The organism is Agromyces albus (genome assembly GCF_030815405.1).
Classification (GTDB): domain Bacteria; phylum Actinomycetota; class Actinomycetes; order Actinomycetales; family Microbacteriaceae; genus Agromyces; species Agromyces albus_A.
This window is the reverse complement of sequence record NZ_JAUSWX010000001.1, coordinates 3175336-3193407: the sequence shown is the minus strand read 5'-3', so window position 1 is coordinate 3193407 and position 18072 is coordinate 3175336. Positions and strand designations below refer to the sequence as shown.

Annotated in this window: 16 protein-coding genes; 9 read left to right on the top strand and 7 right to left on the bottom strand. The window is 69.4% G+C overall.

Annotation, left to right across the window (positions count from 1 at the left end):
• Window position 1: 1 nt before the first annotated feature.
• Window positions 2-628, bottom strand: coding sequence for a TetR/AcrR family transcriptional regulator (locus tag QFZ29_RS15085; protein WP_306894861.1), 627 nt, complete (start codon window positions 626-628; stop codon window positions 2-4).
• Window positions 629-721: 93 nt separating this feature from the next.
• Here QFZ29_RS15085 and QFZ29_RS15080 point away from each other — a divergent pair, with 93 nt between their 5' ends.
• The 5 genes from QFZ29_RS15080 (at window position 722) to QFZ29_RS15060 (ending at window position 6525) form a co-directional block, all read left to right on the top strand.
• Window positions 722-2281 carry a purine-cytosine permease family protein gene (locus QFZ29_RS15080; protein ID WP_306894860.1) on the top strand — a complete coding sequence of 520 codons (1560 nt, stop codon included), beginning with the start codon at window positions 722-724 and terminating at the stop codon, window positions 2279-2281.
• Entirely contained in the window at window positions 2278-3312 is a 1035-nt protein-coding gene (locus QFZ29_RS15075) for an agmatine deiminase family protein (protein ID WP_306894859.1), read from the top strand. The genes QFZ29_RS15080 and QFZ29_RS15075 overlap by 4 nt, the downstream gene beginning before the upstream one ends.
• Window positions 3309-5072 (top strand): amidase, encoded by a 1764-nt coding sequence (locus QFZ29_RS15070; RefSeq protein WP_306894858.1) that lies wholly within the window; start codon window positions 3309-3311, stop codon window positions 5070-5072. The genes QFZ29_RS15075 and QFZ29_RS15070 overlap by 4 nt, the downstream gene beginning before the upstream one ends.
• Window positions 5073-5091: 19 nt before the next feature.
• A complete protein-coding gene (locus QFZ29_RS15065; RefSeq protein WP_306894857.1) occupies window positions 5092-5484 on the top strand; it encodes an MmcQ/YjbR family DNA-binding protein in 393 nt (130 codons plus the stop codon).
• 234 nt (window positions 5485-5718) lie between these two features.
• Window positions 5719-6525 (top strand): septum formation family protein, encoded by an 807-nt coding sequence (locus QFZ29_RS15060; RefSeq protein ID WP_306894856.1) that lies wholly within the window; start codon window positions 5719-5721, stop codon window positions 6523-6525.
• Between the two features lie 45 nt (window positions 6526-6570).
• Here QFZ29_RS15060 and QFZ29_RS15055 read toward each other — a convergent pair whose 3' ends face one another.
• Complete coding sequence (locus QFZ29_RS15055) at window positions 6571-8187, bottom strand: molybdopterin-dependent oxidoreductase (RefSeq protein ID WP_306894855.1); 1617 nt, start codon at window positions 8185-8187, stop codon at window positions 6571-6573.
• A 272-nt stretch (window positions 8188-8459) separates the two neighbouring features.
• On the opposite strand from QFZ29_RS15055, the gene QFZ29_RS15050 reads away from it, so the two are divergent.
• Both QFZ29_RS15050 and QFZ29_RS15045 read left to right on the top strand, forming a co-directional pair.
• Entirely contained in the window at window positions 8460-10760 is a 2301-nt protein-coding gene (locus QFZ29_RS15050; RefSeq protein ID WP_306894854.1) for an excinuclease ABC subunit UvrA, read from the top strand.
• 55 nt (window positions 10761-10815) lie between these two features.
• Entirely contained in the window at window positions 10816-11202 is a 387-nt protein-coding gene (locus QFZ29_RS15045; RefSeq protein WP_306894853.1) for an HNH endonuclease, read from the top strand.
• Window positions 11203-11221: 19 nt separating this feature from the next.
• On the opposite strand, the gene QFZ29_RS15040 is transcribed toward QFZ29_RS15045, so the two are convergent.
• The 5 genes from QFZ29_RS15040 to QFZ29_RS15020 all read right to left on the bottom strand — a co-directional run bounded on the left by QFZ29_RS15040 (window position 11222) and on the right by QFZ29_RS15020 (window position 16572).
• Window positions 11222-12154, bottom strand: a complete 933-nt coding sequence (locus QFZ29_RS15040; RefSeq protein WP_306894852.1) for an antibiotic biosynthesis monooxygenase — start codon at window positions 12152-12154, stop codon at window positions 11222-11224.
• A gap of 3 nt (window positions 12155-12157) precedes the next feature.
• Window positions 12158-13555 carry a guanine deaminase gene (guaD, locus tag QFZ29_RS15035; RefSeq protein ID WP_306894851.1) on the bottom strand — a complete coding sequence of 466 codons (1398 nt, stop codon included), beginning with the start codon at window positions 13553-13555 and terminating at the stop codon, window positions 12158-12160.
• Between the two features lie 120 nt (window positions 13556-13675).
• Window positions 13676-14344: an alpha/beta hydrolase family protein gene (locus QFZ29_RS15030; protein ID WP_306894850.1), complete on the bottom strand. Its 669-nt coding sequence runs from the start codon at window positions 14342-14344 to the stop codon at window positions 13676-13678.
• Window positions 14341-15477 carry a DUF2207 domain-containing protein gene (locus tag QFZ29_RS15025; RefSeq protein ID WP_306894849.1) on the bottom strand — a complete coding sequence of 379 codons (1137 nt, stop codon included), beginning with the start codon at window positions 15475-15477 and terminating at the stop codon, window positions 14341-14343. The genes QFZ29_RS15030 and QFZ29_RS15025 overlap by 4 nt, the downstream gene beginning before the upstream one ends.
• A 66-nt stretch (window positions 15478-15543) precedes the next feature.
• A complete protein-coding gene (locus QFZ29_RS15020) occupies window positions 15544-16572 on the bottom strand; it encodes an FUSC family protein (RefSeq protein ID WP_306894848.1) in 1029 nt (342 codons plus the stop codon).
• Window positions 16573-16661: 89 nt separating this feature from the next.
• On the opposite strand from QFZ29_RS15020, the gene QFZ29_RS15015 reads away from it, so the two are divergent.
• Both QFZ29_RS15015 and QFZ29_RS15010 read left to right on the top strand, forming a co-directional pair.
• Complete coding sequence (locus tag QFZ29_RS15015; protein ID WP_306896746.1) at window positions 16662-17450, top strand: transglutaminase-like domain-containing protein; 789 nt, start codon at window positions 16662-16664, stop codon at window positions 17448-17450.
• A 159-nt stretch (window positions 17451-17609) separates the two neighbouring features.
• Window positions 17610-18044, top strand: a complete 435-nt coding sequence (locus tag QFZ29_RS15010; protein WP_306894847.1) for an Hsp20/alpha crystallin family protein — start codon at window positions 17610-17612, stop codon at window positions 18042-18044.
• Window positions 18045-18072: the final 28 nt, after the last annotated feature.

Genomic DNA, 18072 nt, shown 5'->3' with positions numbered 1-18072 from the left:
GCTACGCCCCGGTGAGCGCGCCCCGGCGCATCCCGAGCATGCCCTCGAGTGCATGCCCGATGAGCGAACCTCGAGCGCGCGCGTCGCCCCAGCGCACGAGCGCTTGCGCGTTCAGCCCGTCGATCATGCCGAGGAGCTGCCAGGCGACGGATGCGGCATCCGGCGTCTCGAACTCACCGCTCGCCACGCCCGCCTCGATGACGCCCTGCACGACCTCCTGCCACGCGTCCATCTGTTCCCGCACGGATGCCGCGAGCGCGTCGTTGCGACGACCGAGGCCCCACGCCTCGACCCACACGACGGTGACGTCGTCGCGAGTGCCGTCGAGGAGCGTGTCGATGAGCGCGGCCATGCGAGCGGTCGGCGTCGGCAACGAGGCGAGCAGTTCGTCGACCTCCTCGATCTCGGCGGCGACGATCGTGGCGAAGGTCGCGGCGATGAGCGCGTCCATGTTGGGTTCGTAATGGGCGACGAGAGCAGGGGCGACGTCGATGCGAGCGGCGATCCCTCGCAACGTCACGGCGGTGAGCCCCTGCTCGCGGGCGAGGTCGCGTGCGGCATCCGTGATCTCGGCGGCGCGCTCGCCCGGCGACTTGCGGGCGGCCTTCTTGCGAGGGGGTCTTGACATGGTGACCTCAGTGTAGATAACGTCGTTGCAACTTATTGATCGTGCGATCAATAGTAGATCGAGTCCCCCGATCGTGTCGAGAGAGTCCACCTCATGAGCAACGAAGCCATCGACCGCCAGGCGGCAACCGCCGCAGCGGCAGCCCCGCCTCCCACCGACCGTGCCGGCCACGTCGAGACGCACGGCGCCGACCATATCCCGGCATCCGAGCGGCACGGCCGCCCCCGCGAGCTGTTCTGGGTGTGGATGTCGGCGAACGTCATCTACCTGTACTTCGTCATCGGCGGGGTGCTCATGCTCCTCGGCCTCTCGCTCTGGGAGGCGCTGCTCATCACCGTGCTCGGCAACCTCTGGTGGACCGCCGTCGGCTGGCTCGCGATCAGCGGTCCCGCCTCGGGCACGCCGAGCGTGGCGATCATGCGCGCGATGTTCGGCGTCCGGGGCAGCCGAGTGTTCGGCGCCGGGCTCGGCGTGGCGATCGGCATCTTCTACGAGATCATCAACATCGCCTTCGCAACGCTCGCGGCGCTCGCGCTCATCGCGCAATTCGGCATCGCCCTGCCGGCCGGCTTCGAGTGGGCGGTGCTCATCCTCGTCGCCGGGCTCAGCTTCGTCATCGGCGTCTACGGGCACGCGACGATCCTGAAGCTCGCGCCGTACTTCTCCGCTGCGCTCGCCGTGGTCTTCATCGTGCTCGCCGTGTTCGTGTTCGGCGCGGCCGACTTCTCGTACACGCCCGAGCCGCTCGCGCCGGCCGAGCACTGGGCCATGCTCCTCCTCGGCTTCGCGATCGTCGCGTCGAGTCCGCTGTCGTGGGGCACCGGCGCCGACTACGCCCGCTACCTGCCGGCGGATGTCTCGAAGCGGGCGGTGGCCTGGTGGACCGCGCTCGGCGGCTTCATCCCCGCCATCGTCATCGGCACGCTCGGCGTCGTCGCGGGCACCGCGATCGACATGACCGACCCGCAGCTCACGATCGCCGAGATCGTGCCCGCGTGGTTCACGCCGGTCTTCCTCGGCATGATCGTGCTCTCGAGCATCACGAACAACGTGCTCGTCGCCTACTCGACCGGGCTGTACGCGCAGGGCCTCGGCTTCCGCGTCTCGCGCGCCGTGACCGTCGTCATCACGGGTGCCGCCGCGACCGCCGCCGCCGCGTGGCTGCTCTTCATCGCGCCGAGCTTCTTCGACACGCTGAACGCGTCGCTCGAGCTGGCCGTGACGGTGCTCGGCCCGCTCGTCGCGGTGTACGCCGTCGACATCCTGTTGCGCCGGAACCGCTACGACGGACTCGCCCTCACCGACGAGCGCCGCGGCAGCCCGTTCTGGTACCGCGGCGGCGTGTTCTGGCCGGGCGTCATCGCCATGGTCGGCGCCACGACAATTGCCGTGCTCATGGCCAACACGACGCTCTACGTCGGCCCGATCGCCGCGGCACTCGGCGGCGCCGACCTCTCGGCGCTCGTCGGCCCTCTCCTCGCAGGCGGGTTGTACGCCGTGCTGTGGCTCACCACGCGGCCGTACCGCGACCCGGCAGCCCGGCCGGCGGCATCCGCGGGCGATGATGAGGTGGCGGATGCCGCAGACGTTGCCCCTGGGGCAGGCGCGGTCGCCGTGGCATCCGGAGCCCGCAACCAGGAGGTGCCAGCATGACGTGGCGCATGCCCGCGGAGACCGCGCCGCACGAGCGCACGTGGATGGCGTTCCCACGGCCGGGCATCACGCTCGGCAGCGACCCGGGCTCGGCCGAGGAGGCGTATGCCACGTGGACCGCGGTGGCGCACGCCGTCGCCGAGTTCGAGCCCGTCGTGATGGTCGTCGACCCGGTCGAGCGAGACCGTGCCCGCCGCATGCTCTCCGCGGAGATCGAGCAGCTCGAGGCCCCGCTCGACGACTACTGGATGCGCGACATGGGCCCGTCGTTCGTCGTCGACGACGAGCGTCCGGACGTGCTCGGCGGCGTCGACTGGGTCTTCAACGCCTGGGGTGCGCCCTCGTGGGCGACGTGGCAGAACGACCGCGAGATCGGCCGCTTCGTGACGGATGCCGCGGGCGCCGAGCTCGTGTCGTCGATGCTCGTGAACGAGGGCGGCGCGATCCACGTCGACGGCGAGGGCACGGTGCTCGTCACCGAGACGGTGCAGCTCGATCCGGGCCGCAATCCCTACGCCGACAAGGCACGCGTCGAGGCGGAGCTCGCCCGCACAGTCGGCGCGACCCACGTGATCTGGCTCCCGCGCGGCCTCACCCGCGACTACGAGGACTTCGGCACCCGCGGCCACGTCGACATGGTCGCGACGATCCCGTCGCCGGGCACGCTGCTCGTGCACGAGCAGCCGAATCCCGAGCATCCCGACCATGACATGATGCGCGGCATCCGCTCGTTCCTTTCCGAGGCGACGGATGCCGCGGGCAGCAGCTTCGACCTCATCGACCTGCCCGCGCCGTCGACACTCCGCGACGACGAGGGATTCGTCGACTGGAACTACGTGAACCACCTCGTCGTCAACGGCGGCGTGATCGCCTGCGGCTACGGCGATGAGCGAGCGGATGCCGCAGCGCGGGAGCTCCTCGCCGCCGCCTACCCCGGACGACGCGTCGTCACCGTCGACGCGCGGCCGATCCTCGCGCGCGGCGGCGGCATCCACTGCATCACCCAGCAGCAGCCGGCGGTGACGCGATGACTGCGGGGGAGCCGCTCGACGTCGTCGAGGCATCCATTGCCGACCTGCGTGCCGCGCTCGAGGCAGGGCGCATCACGAGCGTCGAACTGACGCAGGCGTACCTCGACCGCATCGAGGCGTACGACCGTCCTGGCACGTCGACGGCGCTCAACGCGGTCGTCGTGCTGAATCCCGACGCGCTCGTCGACGCTCGGGCATCCGACGCCCGACGCGCCCGTGGCGAGACCTTCGGGCCGCTCGACGGCATCCCGTACACCGCCAAGGACAGTTACCTCGCCCGCGGACTCACCGCCGCAGCCGGCAGCCCCGCGTTCGAGCACCTCGTCGCCCAGCGCGACGCGTTCACGATCGAGCGACTCCGCGCGGCGGGCGCGGTGCTCATCGGACTCACGAACATGCCGCCGATGGCCAACGGCGGCATGCAGCGGGGCGTCTACGGCCGTGCCGAGAGTCCGTACAACGCCGACTACCTCACCGCGGCGTTCGGGTCGGGCTCCTCGAACGGGTCGGGCACGGCGACTGCGGCGAGCTTCGCCGCGTTCGGCCTCGGCGAGGAGACCTGGTCGTCGGGCCGTGCGCCCGCCTCGAACAACGCGCTCTGCGCGTACACCCCCTCGAGGGGCGTCATCTCGGTGCGCGGCAACTGGCCGCTCGTGCCGACGATGGACGTCGTCGTGCCGCACACGCGCACCATGGCCGACCTGCTCGAGGTGCTCGACGTCATCGTCGCCGACGACCCCGATGCCCGTGGAGACTTCTGGCGGGTGCAACCGTGGATCAGGATCCCGGCCGCGTCGGCGGTGCGCCCGCCGTCGTACCGCTCCCTCGCCCGCCGTCGCCTCGCGCTCGCGGGCAAGCGATTCGGCGTGCCGCGCATGTACCTCAACGCGGATCCCGGCGCGGGCACCGCCGAGCCCGGACGCACCCCGGGGATCGGCGGATCCACCGGCCGGCGCATCGAGACACGGGCATCCGTCATCGAGCTCTGGGAGGCGGCTTGCCGCGATCTGGAGGTCGCCGGCGCCGAGGTGGTCGAGGTCGACTTCCCGGTCGTGTCGAACTACGAGGGCGATCGTCCAGGTGCGCCCACCATCGCGACGCGCGGACTCGTCTCGCCCGAGTACCTGCACCGCGAGATCGTCGACCTGTCGGCGTGGGCGTGGAACGACTTCCTCGAGGCGAACGGCGACCCCGCGCTGCACTCGCTCGCCGAGGTCGACGGCGCGCGCATCTTCCCGCATCCCGAGGGCGCGCTGCCCGACCGCTACACGGGCTTCGACGACGCCATCGCCGAGTATCCGGAGTGGGCGCGCGCGCACCCCGACACCACCTTCGCCGACATGCCCGAGCTCGAGGTCGGCATCCGCGGCCTCGAGGAGACCCGCCGCCTCGACCTCGAGGAGTGGATGGATTCCCTCGGCCTCGACGCCGTGGTCTTCCCCGCGGTCGCCGACGTCGGCTCGGCCGACATGGACGTGAACGAGGCATCCGCCGACCTCGGCTGGCGCAACGGCGTGTGGGTCGCGAACGGCAACCTCGTGCCGCGGCACCTCGGCATCCCGACCGTGACCGTGCCGATGGGGTTGATGAGCGACATCCGGATACCGGTGGGCCTCACGTTCGCCGGACGCGCCTACGACGACACGGCCCTGCTCGCCCTCGCGGCCGCGTTCGAGGCGACAGGCTCCCGCCGCATCCCGCCGCCGAGCACCCCGCCGCTCGCTGCTGCGACGGTGGGTAGGAGGCGCGACATTCGGTGAAGCGGCGTATGGTTTCGGCATGGCCGCCTGGGACGACGTTCGCGAGCTCGCCCTCGCCCTGCCCGACACGAGTGAAAGCCTGAGTCGGGGCGAGGCGCACTGGCGGGTGCACCACAAGGCTTTCGTGTGGGAGCGGCACTTGCGCCGCGCGGACCTCGAAGAGTTGCACCTCGACGCACAGGGCGGCCCCGTGCTCGCTGCCCGCGTGGAGGACGAGGCGGTCAAGCACGCCCTCATCGCCGACGACAGGTCGGTCTTCTTCACGACCCGGCACTTCGACGGCTGGCCCATCGTGCTCATCCGGCTGGATCGGATCTCTCGCCGCCGGCTCTCGGAGGTCATCGCCGAGGCGTGGCTCGCCAGGGCGCCCGCGCGGTTGGCGCGAGAGCACCTCGAGTCGTTCCCGGACTGAGTGCCGCCCCAGTGGGAAACCTCCCGGATCACCGAGGCGCGGGCATATGCTGAGCGCATCCGGCGGACGCCGCGGCGACGATGCGACAGCTCTCTTCGACGCCGAACGTCCGAAGATCGCTCGAGGTGCTCCATGTCGAATCCCGACTCGCCAGATCCCGCACCGTCCGCCGTTGAGACATCGGCGGGGCCTGCCGGTCACCGCAGCTGGTGGACACCAGCAGGAATCTCGGCAATGGCCGGCGTCGCCGCCGTCGCGGTCACGGCGATCGGGGTCTTCGTCGGCCTTCCTCGGAATGACGCGCCGCCCGCCCCGGCGACGACGTCCACCGACAGCACCGCAGTGCGCGTATTCACCTACGGGTCGTCGATGCCGGGCGAGTCCCGGTACGGCGAGATCAAGGAGTACGTCGAGTCGTCGACCCGAGCCGTCGTCGAAGGCCTGCTCTACGACTCGGGCCTTGGATATCCCGCGGCGAAGTTCGAGCCCGGTGGAGAGATTCCGGGCTTTGTTCTCACGCTCGACCCCGACACGGCGGACGCGTTCATGCGTGAGCAGACGGCGCTCGAGTCCGGCCTCTTCGCACCCGTGACGGTGCAGACCCAGTCCGGTGTCTCGGCGACCGCGTGGGAATGGATCGGTGCGACCGACGGGATGCCGCGAATCGACGCTTGGGACGGCTCGACGGCGGAATACGGGCAAGCGGTCGACATTCGAGCGCTCTCGGTCGGGGACTGCTTCACCAACTCCGACGGACGCACCGCCCTGACCGTCTGGTGCGATGCACCGCACGGGTACGAGACGCTCCACGTCGAGTCGCTGCCGGCGGCTCCGTACTCGGTTGACGCCATCGATGCCACGGCAGCCGAACGGTGCGACGATGCCTTCACCGGGAAGGTCGGTGAACGGGCCGACGCATCCGAACTCGCCATCGAGCGGTTCCTCCCCTCGAGAGAGGAGTGGGAATCGGGTGATCGAGTCGTGCTCTGCGCCGTCTACAAGCCCGGCGCGCTACTCGAGGGGACGCTCGACGGCGGGTGAGGGTGCGTCGCTCAGCTCACCTGGACGGATCGCTCGTGTGCTCGGTCAGCGGACCTCGACGCGGACCTCGTGCAGGCCCGTCGCGCCGTCGGGCACGACGCCCTGCCGCTCTGCGGTCTGCACCTCGCCATCGGCGCCGGTGGCCCGCACGCGCACGAGGTGCGAGCCCGCCGCGGCATCCCAGTCGTAGCGCCACTGCACCCACGTGTCGATCGAGATCGCGGTGGCGAGGGTCGCGTCGGCCCACGGGCCGTCGTCGATCTGGACCTCGACGCGCGAGATGCCGGTGTGCTGGTGCCACGCGACGCCCGCGATCACGAGCGGGCCGGCGTCGAGCGACTGCCCGGGGCGCGGCACGTCGATGCGCGACGAGATCTTGATGGGCCCACGCTCGCTCCAGCCGCGGTCGGTCCAGTAGGCGGATGCCGCGTCGAACCGCGTGACCTCGAGCTCGACGACCCACTTCGTCGCCGAGACATATCCGTACAGGCCCGGCACGACCATGCGCACCGGGAACCCGTGCTCAGGAGGCAGCGGCTCGCCGTTCATCCCCACCGCGAGGATCGCGTCGCGGTCGTCCTGCAGCACCTGCAGCGGGGTGCTCGCCGTGAACCCGTCGACGCTGCGCGAGAGCACCATGTCGGCGTCGGCGGTGGGAGCGGCTCGGGCGAGCAGTTCGCGGATCGGATGCCCCAGCCACACGGCATTGCCGATGAGGCTGCCGCCCACCTCGTTCGAGACGCACGCGAGCGTCGTGGCGCTCTCCTCGAGCGGCAGGGCGAGCAGCTCGTCCCACGTGATCGTGACCTCTCGCTCGACCATGCCGTGGATGCGCAGGCTCCAGCCGCCCGGGTCGACGTTGGGCACGGCGAGGGCGGTGTCGATCCGGTAGAACTCGGCGTTCGGCGTGATCACCCGGGCGAGGCCGTCGAGCCCGAGTTCCGCGCTCGCCGGAACGCTGGCCGTCTTCGCGGCCCGCGGCAGGGTGATCGCCTCGCGCACGGCCGTCACGGCGCGCGAGCCCGCCTGCAGCGCGTAGCCGCCGAGCGCAGCGAGCGCGCCGAGGGCGGCCGCGCCGCCGGCCCAGCCGAGGAAGCGACGACGGTCGAGGCCGCCGGGTTCGGTTCGGTCGTCGAGGTCGGCGGGTGCAGCAGGTGCGGCGGGCTCCGAGGGTACCTCCAGCGCTGCGGGCGCGGCCGGCTCTGCGGCATCCGTCACCGGCAGCCGTCGCACGAGGAAGGTGAGGGCCAGCACGCCCGCGATCGCCGCGACGGCCGAGGGGGCGATCGCGAGCAGCGACGACCCGGCGCGCGTCGACGCCGCCACCGCGCCGACGACCCCGAAGAGGCCGATGATGATGCGTCCGAGCGGTGGCCGGCGCTGCTCGAGCACTCCGGCGACGGCGGCGAGGAGCAGTGCCACGATGCCGATGCCGATGAGCAGCGCGGCCTTGTCGGCCAGGCCGAACAGGGCGATCGCGGCATCCTTCGCCCACGGCGGCGCGATATCGATGAGCAGCGAGCCGACGACGACGAACGGGCTCGAGGCGGGGGCGAGCAGCGCGGCGGCGAGCTCGCCGACGCCGGCTCCGAAGGCGACGGATGCCACCCCCGCTGCAGCGGGCAGCGGCCATCGCCGCGCGCGGCCGTTCGTGTCGGGCATGGCCTCAGCGTACGCTCGCCGGCGGCGCCTGAATCGGGCGTTCCGGCCGAGTTCTCCGGACCGTAATATCTGTCGCCTGAGATCCCGGGCAGCCCTCCCCATCGTGGACGACCCCGGCATTCGCGACGATGGCCGTTGCACCGAACAACGACACGTCGCCCGACTCACCTCGGCAGCAACCGGATCTTCACCGGCGCCGCGATCCGCCGCGATTCCGCGCGGACGTCACCCGGTCGTGCTTGAATCGACCTCGGACACGGGGAGCAGAACGCATGACCGACACGAACCACCTCGCCGACACGCATGACCTCATCGAGGTACGCGGGGCGCGCGAGAACAACCTGAAAGACGTCTCGCTCGACATCCCGAAGCGCCGCCTCACGGTCTTCACGGGTGTCTCCGGGTCGGGCAAGTCGAGCCTCGTCTTCGGCACGATCGCCGCGGAGTCGCAGCGGCTCATCAACGAGACGTACTCGGCGTTCCTGCAGACCTTCATGGGCTCGCCCTCGCGCCCCGATGTCGACTCGCTCCGCAACATCAGTGCCGCGATCATCGTCGACCAGGAGCGCATGGGCGCGAACTCGCGTTCCACGGTCGGCACCGCGACCGACGCGCACGCGATGCTCCGCATCATCTTCAGCCGGCTCGGCAAGCCCCACATCGGCCCGAGCTTCCACTTCAGCTTCAACGTGCCGGCCGGCATGTGCCCGCGCTGCGGGGGCATGGGCGAGGTCAACGACATCGACCTCGACCAGTTGTTCGACCGCGACAAGTCCCTCGCCGAGGGCGCGATCACGATCCCCGGTTACACGGCCGACGGCTGGATGGTGCGCATCTACAGCGAGTCGGGATTCGTCGACCCCGACAAGAAGATCCGCGACTACACCGAGCAGGAGCTCCACGACTTCCTCTACAAAGAGCCGGTCAAGGTCAAGGTGCAGAGCATCAACATGAGCTACGAGGGCCTCGTGCCCAAGGTGCAGAAGAGCCTGCTCTCGAAAGACCGCGACGCGATGCAGCCGCACATCCGCGCCTTCGTCGATCGAGCCGTCACCTTCACGGCATGTCCCGAGTGCGGCGGCTCGCGCCTCAACCAAGAGGCGCTCTCGTCGAAGATCAAGGGCATCAACATCGCGGATGCCGCAACCATGCAGATCTCCGACCTCGCCGGCTGGCTCGACGACCTGACCGACCCGGCCATCGGCCCGCTCGTCGAGATGCTCAAGCAGACGATCGACTCGTTCGTCGAGATCGGACTCGGCTACCTCAGTCTCGACCGCACCTCCGGCACGCTCTCGGGCGGCGAGGCGCAGCGCGTGAAGATGATCCGGCACCTCGGCTCGCCGCTCACCGACATCACCTACGTCTTCGACGAGCCCACGGTGGGCCTGCACCCGCACGACATCCAGCGCATGAACGAGCTGCTGGTGCGCCTGCGCGACAAGGGCAACACCGTGCTCGTCGTCGAGCACAAGCCCGAGGTCATCGAGATCGCCGATCACGTCGTCGACCTCGGTCCCGGTGCCGGCACGGCGGGCGGCACCGTCTGCTTCGCCGGGGATGTCGCCGGCCTCCGCTCCTCCGACACGCTCACGGGCCGGCACCTCGACCACCGCGCGCAGTTGCGAGACGACGTGCGCGCAGCATCCGGGCGCCTCCCGATCCGCGGCGCCACGCAGCACAACCTGCAGGGCGTCGACGTCGACATCCCGCTCGGCGTGCTCACCGTCGTCACGGGAGTGGCCGGATCGGGCAAGTCGTCGCTCATCCACGGCAACGTGCCGCAGCATCCGAACGTCGTGGTCGTCGACCAATCGCCCATCCGCGGGTCGCGACGCTCGAACCCCGCGACCTACACCGGGCTGCTCGACACCATCCGCACTGCGTTCGCGAAGGCGAACGGCGTGAAGCCCGCGCTCTTCAGTGCGAACTCCGCAGGGGCGTGCCCGAACTGCAAGGGCATCGGGCTCGTCTACATGGACCTCGCGATGATGGCCGGCGTCGCGAGCGTCTGCGAGGAGTGCGGCGGCAAGCGGTTCACCGCCGAGGTGCTCGGCTACACCCTGCGCGGCAAGAACATCAGCGAGGTGCTCGACCTCTCGGCCGACGAGGCGCTCGAGTTCTTCGAAGAGAAGCCCGCCCGCGCGGTGCTCCAACGCCTCAGCGACGTCGGCATCGGCTACCTCGGTCTCGGGCAGTCGCTCAACACGCTGTCGGGTGGCGAGCGGCAGCGGCTGAAGCTCGCCATCAGCATGGCGAAGGCCGGCTCGATCTACGTGCTCGACGAGCCGACGTCGGGCCTGCACCTCGCCGACGTCGACAAGCTGCTCGCGCTGCTCGACCGGCTCGTCGACGACGGCAATTCGGTCATCGTCATCGAGCACCACCAGGCGGTCATGGCGCACGCCGACTGGATCATCGACCTCGGCCCGGGCGCCGGCCACGACGGCGGCCGCATCGTGTTCGAGGGCACCCCGGCCGAGCTCGTCGAGTCGGCGTCGACGGATGCCGCGACCCTCACGGCCCGCCACCTCGCAGCCTACGTCGGGGCGGGCGAGCGAGTGGGCGCGTAGCTCCGCGCCCGTGGTGCTACCCGGCCACCGGACCCTGCGGGGTTACGCTGGCGCCATGGTCGTCAACCGCACGCGCAAGGCGACGTACGCGCGACGCCGCAAACGCCGGATGGCACGCGTCACGCACGACCTCAGCGACGAGCAGTGGACCGCGCTCAAGGACGCGTGGAACGGCTGCGCCTATTGCGGCGCGACCGACAAGCCGCTGCAGCGTGACTGCGTGCTGCCGATCTCACGCGGCGGCCGCTACACGCTCGACAACATCGCTCCCGCCTGCGGCTCGTGCAACGCGAGCAAGTGCAATGACGAGGTCACTTCCTGGCTCCGGCGCAAGCGGCTCGACGAGCGCGCCTTCCTGTTGCGCCACTACGAGATCGGGACGGCGCTGGCGCTGCGGTTCGCAGAGGACGGCTCTCAGCCCGACGTGCTGGGATCCCCGTGATCCAGTGCGACGGCAGGCGTCAGCCGCGAATCGCGAGCAACCACGCGTAGAGCGCCATCGACACGACGTACAGCGTGACGACCGCGCCGTATCCGAGCACGCGGGCGCCCCGAGAGGCACCGCCGTCGAGCCACCAGGAGAATCGGGCGAACACCCACGGCACGAGAAACCAGCCGAGGAGTTGCGTGCTCACGAGATTGCCGATGAACAACGACAGCCAGATCGGCACGCCGTGACTGTCGATGAGGGGTGCGCTCACGAAGTATCCCCAGAGGTAGACGAGTGGATACAGCATCAACAGCACGAGCAGGTTGTTCTTGAACACCGGATCGTCAGCACCCGGGCCCGGTGCCCAGAACCCGAAGCCGACCGCGGATCGAGTGAGCGACATGTTCTCGTTGAACGCCGAGCCTTTCGCCAGGAGCTCCTGCCGCTCGTCCGACTGGAGCCATGCCGACAGGTGCTCGTCGGTGTCGAACGAAAGATGCATCACCCAGTCGTCGCTCAGCCCCGGCGCCGGGGCTTGCAGACGGTGGCCGCGGAAGCCTTCAAACCGCGACTCCGCCTCCATCACCTCGCTCTGCCACTCGAGGAAGTCGTGTTCTCGTTCCGCCGGCAGCCGAGTGGCGATCACCGCAGACACCAACTCCGAGCGTTCCTCATGATCACCTGTGTAGAGCTGGACGTTGTCGTTTCCCACGAACATCGGGTCTGCATCTCGGAGGAGCGCACCACGTTCCGCGCTGTGCAACCATCCGCGAGCAGCGTCGACGGTCGAGAACCGCTGGGCCGTGATCCAGTCGACCTGGCCGGGCGGCGTCGGCGGCAGAACCCAACGATCGAGGTATCCCGGCCAGGACGATAACGCATCGCCAACCCGCTTCTCCCATTCTGCGTACGCGGGATGATCAGCGTCGGCGACACGGCGATGGATGATCAGGTTCGCCGGCATGGATCACGCCTTCTTGTAGGCGCGCTCACCCATGATCCAGGTCTCGTCGACGCACCGTTCGTCGCCGACCATCATCACGCCGAACAACAGGGCAGCGGCGTCCTCCGTGCTGGCCGGCCCGTGCTCGTCCACGAGCAGGCTTTGATGCCACTCCATCGCGGGCGGACCGGCAGTCCAGTCGAGGGCCACGAAGTCGGCCTCCTTGCCGACCTCGAAGTTGCCGACCCATTCATCGATGGAGAGCGCCTCGGCCGCACCCAACGTGATCGAGTAGAACGCGCGATACGGGGAGAGCTTGTTCCGTTCGGCTTCCTCGAGGTCTTGCTCGCGAGGGTTCACGCTGCCATCGAGAAGGGTGTTGTTGAGCATCCCGACCTTGTACGCGTCTTCCAGCGCGTTCAGCATGCTGAACCGGTTGCCACCGCCCATGTCGGTGCCGAACGACAGCTTCACGCGATGCTCGGGATCCGTGGCGCGTCCAAGTCGGAACAGACCGCTCCCGAGGAACAGGTTCGATGACGGGCAGAAGGTGACGGATGCGCCGGACGCCGCGAACCGCCGGAACTCGCTGTCACTCAGCCAGATCCCGTGGCCGCCCGAGAACCTCGGACCGACCAAGCCGTATTTCTCGTAGACGCCGAGATAGTCGTCGCAATCCGGATGTACCGCGAGCACAGCCCGGATCTCAGCCGGATTCTCGGAGATGTGCGTGTTCACCCACAGATCCGGATTCGCCTCCTTGAGACGCCGGCATTGCTCGAGCAGCTCCTTGCTGGCGCCCAATCCGAACCGCGGAGTGATGGCGTACAGGTTGCGACCGGCAGCCGAGTACCGATCGATCAGGTCTGCGCTGTCGGCGTAGAAGCTCTCGGGTGTCACGAGGTAGTCATCGGGAGCGAACCTGTCGATGCCGGTCAGACCGCCGATCACCCGCATGTTCCGTTTCGCTGCCTCGTCGAAGAACACTTCGGTGGTCACCTTGTAGCTGCTCGTGAACGCCTGACAGGTCGTCGTACCAGATGCCAGGAGGGTGTCGAAGAACCGTTTGGCGCCATCTTCGGCGTACTCCCGGTCGCCGTACCTCATCTCCTCGGGGAACACCGACTTCTCGAGCCAGGGCAGCAACTGCTCGCCGTAGGCACCGAGCATGCGGGTCTGCGGGAAGTGGATGTGCCCATCGATGTAACCCGGTGTGATCAGACGGCCCGGGATTTCTGTGACCTCGACGTTCGGATAGTCGCCCGAGATGTCTTGGTAGTCGCCGAACGCGACGATCATCCCGTCGTCGATCACCAGCAAGCCGTCGTGGACGAATCGGGCGGCCCGGTGTTCTTCACCGACGTGCTTCCACGGATCGTCGATGAAGTCGAAGAATGTCGCGCGAATCGCTGTCTGAACCATGTCGGCCGATCTTTTCGGTGGAACTCGAGCAGAACGTGCTTCCGGGTCAGCAATTACAGGCTACCGAGCGAGGTACTGCCCTGACCACACTGCGTGCGCCCCCACTGCAGGTGCCAGCGACTACGAGTGCCCGCTCACGAACTCCGTGACGCGCGGGGCGAGTCCGGCGCCGACCTCGGCGGCGGGCCGCTTCGCGCCCTTCACCTCGAATGAGTGGTTCGCATTCTCGATCCAATCGAGGGTGGCGGTGGGGCCGATGCGGGCGACGAGTTCATCGAGCTGCCCGTTCGGGATCGCGAACGGGTCGTTGCGGCCCTGGAGGAACAGCATCGGCACCGTGATGCCGGGCAGGTGCTCGTCGCGCGCCTTCTCTGGCTTGCCCGGCGGGTGCAGCGGGTAGCCGAGGTAGATGAGTCCGGCGACGGCCATGCCGTCGGCGACGGCCATCGAGGCCATGCGGCCGCCGAAGGACTTGCCCGCGGCCCAGATCGGCTCACCCTCGGAACCGCGAGCGGCTGCGGCATCCGTCGCCGCCCGCCATGCCGCGATGGCAGCCGGAGGGCGATCGGGAAAGCGGCGGCCGGCCTCACGGTAGGCGAAGTTGAAGCGCAGCGTCGCGAACCCGTCGTCGTTCAGCGCCCGCGTGAAGCCGGCCATGAACGGATGCTCCATGCCGGCGCCCGCACCGTGGGCGACGACGATCGTGGCGGCGGAATCCGCTGGGCGCGCGTACACACCCGACACGGGCGTGCCGTCGACGTCGATCGTGATGTGCTGCTCGGTCGTCATGGGAACAGGTCGAAGATGTCGCTCACGGCGGTGATGACGGAACCGGCGCCGTCGGTGAGATCGCCGACGGCTGCGGGGAGCTCGCTGAGGCTCCCGACCGCGTCGATGGCGTCGGCGATCTCGGCGGTCAACTCGAGGAGGTCGCCCACGGTGTCGAGGTTCGTGCGCTCGACGGCGGCGCCGTCGAGCTTGAGTTTGGCGATCCACTCGCGTTCGAGTCCGAAGAGCATGGCGTAGGGGAGCAGGCGCTCGTGCAGGTGGAAGCGGGCGAGCGGGTCGGCGGCGGCGTCGGGTTGGGGCTCGTCGCTCGGCGAGCTCGCGGGGCCGGCACCGGCACCGGCCGCGGCATCCGTCGCACGCAGCTCGACTCGGCCGCTCGCGGCATCCGTCGCCCGCAGCATCGCCCCGCTCGGCGACTGCAGCACTCGCAGTCGATCGGCCTCGGCGAGCTCCATGTACTGGCGCAGCCCCGCGAGGTGTTCTCGTTTCGGTTGCGACGGCGGCAGGAAGTGCCGCCACCACCCGGGCGTGACGAAGATCGTGGCGACGGTGGCCGCCAGGGCGACGATCGTGAGGATGAGTGCCGGCCAGTCGCCATCGATGATGGTGAAGACGAGGAACAGCACCTCGACGAGCATGCCGAGATAGGCGAGCACGGTGAGCGTCACGCCGGGCCAGGTGACGCGGCGTTCGGCGATGAGGCCATCGCGAGCGAGGGCGTGCTCGGTGGTGAACACGAGCGTGCGCAGCCGGCTGCCGAGTGCCCGCCTGGCTGACGAGAAGCGGCGCACGCGCCCCGGGGTGTGCTCGGGGCCGAACAACACCTCGAGCAGCGCCACCTCTTCGGCGGTGAGGATGACGTTCGATTCGAGTTCGACGCCGATCGGCTCTCGCCTGCTGCCAGCGACGATCTTCACCTTGCGCTTCACCGCGAGATCGATGAGGGCAGCGGATGCCGCACGCCGGTCGGCCTCGAGCAGCAGCGCGTCGCGCAACACCGTGGACCCGCGCTCGGGCGCATACTGCACGACGCCCGGTGTCACCCGTTGGGCGGCGACCGCACGCGCGGCGAGGCCGAACCCGAGGATGAGGAACGCGGGAATGACCGCGAACACGATGACGGCGAAGAGCACGCGCCCAGTCTAGGCAGGCGTCGCCGGGTGAGGGAGGCTCACTGCACAGCGTGGATCGCTGGTGCGCTAATCGCCGACGAGCTCGCCGCGGATGCGCCGCAGGTCTTCCATGAGTGAGCCGACGAGGATCCAGTGCCCCGACTTGGGCGGCGTCACCACGAGCGCCGACGTCAGCGCGGGCACTTCCGACGTCATCGGCTCGGGCTCGGGTTCGGCCACGCGCACGAGCAGGCGCACGTCGTGCGCGACCCGTCGCAGTTGCTCGGCGATCGCCCGCACGGTGGGCTCGTCGTGCAGCGCGTCGTCGTAGTGGTCGGCGAACGCGCGCGTCATGCCGATGACCTGGGTGACGATGGGGCTCAGGCGTTCGAGCAGCTCCCGCAGCTGCACGAGCTCCGAGCGGTGCGCCGACCGGCGCGGGTTGAGGGTGAGCGACTCCTCGCCGGCGGCGATCGCGGCATCCGCGGCATCCCGCATCGGTCGCAGCAGCCGGGCCTCGATCATGAGCGCATCGACCGCGCCGGGGGATCGTCGCTGCTCGACCGCGTCGGCGAGGCGGTCGACGGATGCCGCGAGCTCGCCTCCGAGCAGCGCGACCTCGCCGCGGGCGGGCGCCACGGCCACGGGCGGCACGATGAGCGCGTTCACGACGATGCCGATCGCGGCGCCGATGAGCGTCTCGATCACGCGATCGAACGCGTATTCGGGTGACGCGGATCCGAGTGCGAGCACGAGCATCGCGCTGATCGCGACCTGGTTCGAGGTGCCGGGCGTCATCTTGAGCGCCCACGCGACGAGCATCGCGATCATGATGGCGGCGAGGATGATCCAGCTGCTCTGGCCGAGCCCGAGCGAGATGCCCGTCGCGATGACGACGCCGAGGATCACGCCGATGCTGCGCTCGATCGCCTTGCCGAACGACTGGTTGACGCTGGGCTGCACGACGAGCAGCGCTGCGATCGCCGCGAACACCGGCAGCGGCCCCGGGATCAGCCAGCCGGCCACGAGCCACGCCGCGATCGTCGCGACCGCTGCCTTCAGCACCTGCAGGATCGGCACACGCTTCGTCGCCCGGAACGTCGCGGTGAAGTTCATGCGCCAAGGCTAGCCGTGGCGCGTACGTGCTGGGCGAGAATGGAGCAGTGCCGCTCGGCACGCTCCGCCCGCTCGAACGAGGGCTCTCCATGCAGCGAACCGTGTCCGCCGAACTCGCCCTCCACATCGACGACCTGGCGCGTCTCGCGTTCATCGTCGCGGTGGCCGACCGCCCGGCCGAGGAGCGCTTCGAGCTTCGGCACGACGGCGCGCTGGTGAAAGCGCGTGAGGTGACGGATGCCGCGGGCAGCCGCATCCACATCGTCGACGTCGCGGCGGGTTCGCTCACCATGAGCTACTCGGCCAGGATCGAGGAGCAGGCCGAGGCGCCATCCGTCACCGAGCTCGAGCTGCTCGAATTCCTCCGGCCGAGTCGCTATTGCGAGGCCGACCACCTCGCCGCCACTGCTCGCGCCGAGTTCTCGGGTCTCGAGGGCCGCGAACTCCTCGCGGCGGTGAGCTCGTGGGTCGGCACTCGCCTCACGTACGTGCCGGGGTCGAGCCTGCCGACGGACGGCGCGATCCGCACCCTCCTCGGCGGCGAGGGCGTGTGCCGCGACTATGCGCACCTCGTGATCGGCCTGCTGCGGGCCCTCGACGTGCCCGCCCGGCTCGCCGCGGTGTACGCGCCCGGGCTCGACCCGATGGACTTCCACGCCGTCGCCGAGGCCCATGTCGAGGGCGCATGGCACGTCGTGGATGCGACGACGCTCGCCCCGCGCTCGTCGCTCGTGCGCATCGCCACCGGGCGCGATGCCGCCGACACGGCGTTCCTCAGCGCGTATGGCGGCAACGTGACGGTCGAGGCGATCGAGGTCTCCGCCGTCGCCGACGTGCTGCCCGACGACGACATCACGGAGCTCGTGCAGCTGCGCTGAGCGGAGTTCTTGCGGCGACATCCGGCCCCGGATTGCGGCAATTTCTTGACGATTGGCATCTTGGCACTCTCATGTGGAGAGTGCTAATCTGAAGGTACTTGAGCGACATCGACTCAAGTCTTGAACAACGCCGCAACGCGGCACTAGGGAGGAGTAGCCATGGCAATGTACTGGGACCCGTTCCGTGAGCTCGATCGCCTCGCTACGAGCATGCTCGACTCGAGGCAGGGACCGCGGGTCATGCCCATCGATCTGCACCGTGACGGAGATCACTACGTGCTGAACGCCGACCTTCCGGGGGTCGACCCGGGCTCGGTCGACGTCGACATCGACGGGCAGTTGCTCACCATTCGCGCTGAGCGCACCCTGCGTTCCGAAGAGGAGACGCAGTGGCTCGTGCGCGAGCGGCCGAGCGGGTCGTTCCTGCGCCAGCTCACGCTGGGCGACGGCCTCGACACTGCGGGCATCAGCGCACACTACGAGAACGGCGTGCTGAGCGTCGTGATCCCGGTGAGTGAACAGGCCAAGCCGCGCAAGGTGGCCGTGCAGGCCGCCCCGCGCGCCGAGAAGGAGGTCACGGCTTCGGCCAGCTGACCCACCGGCGAACACGCCCGCGAAGCCC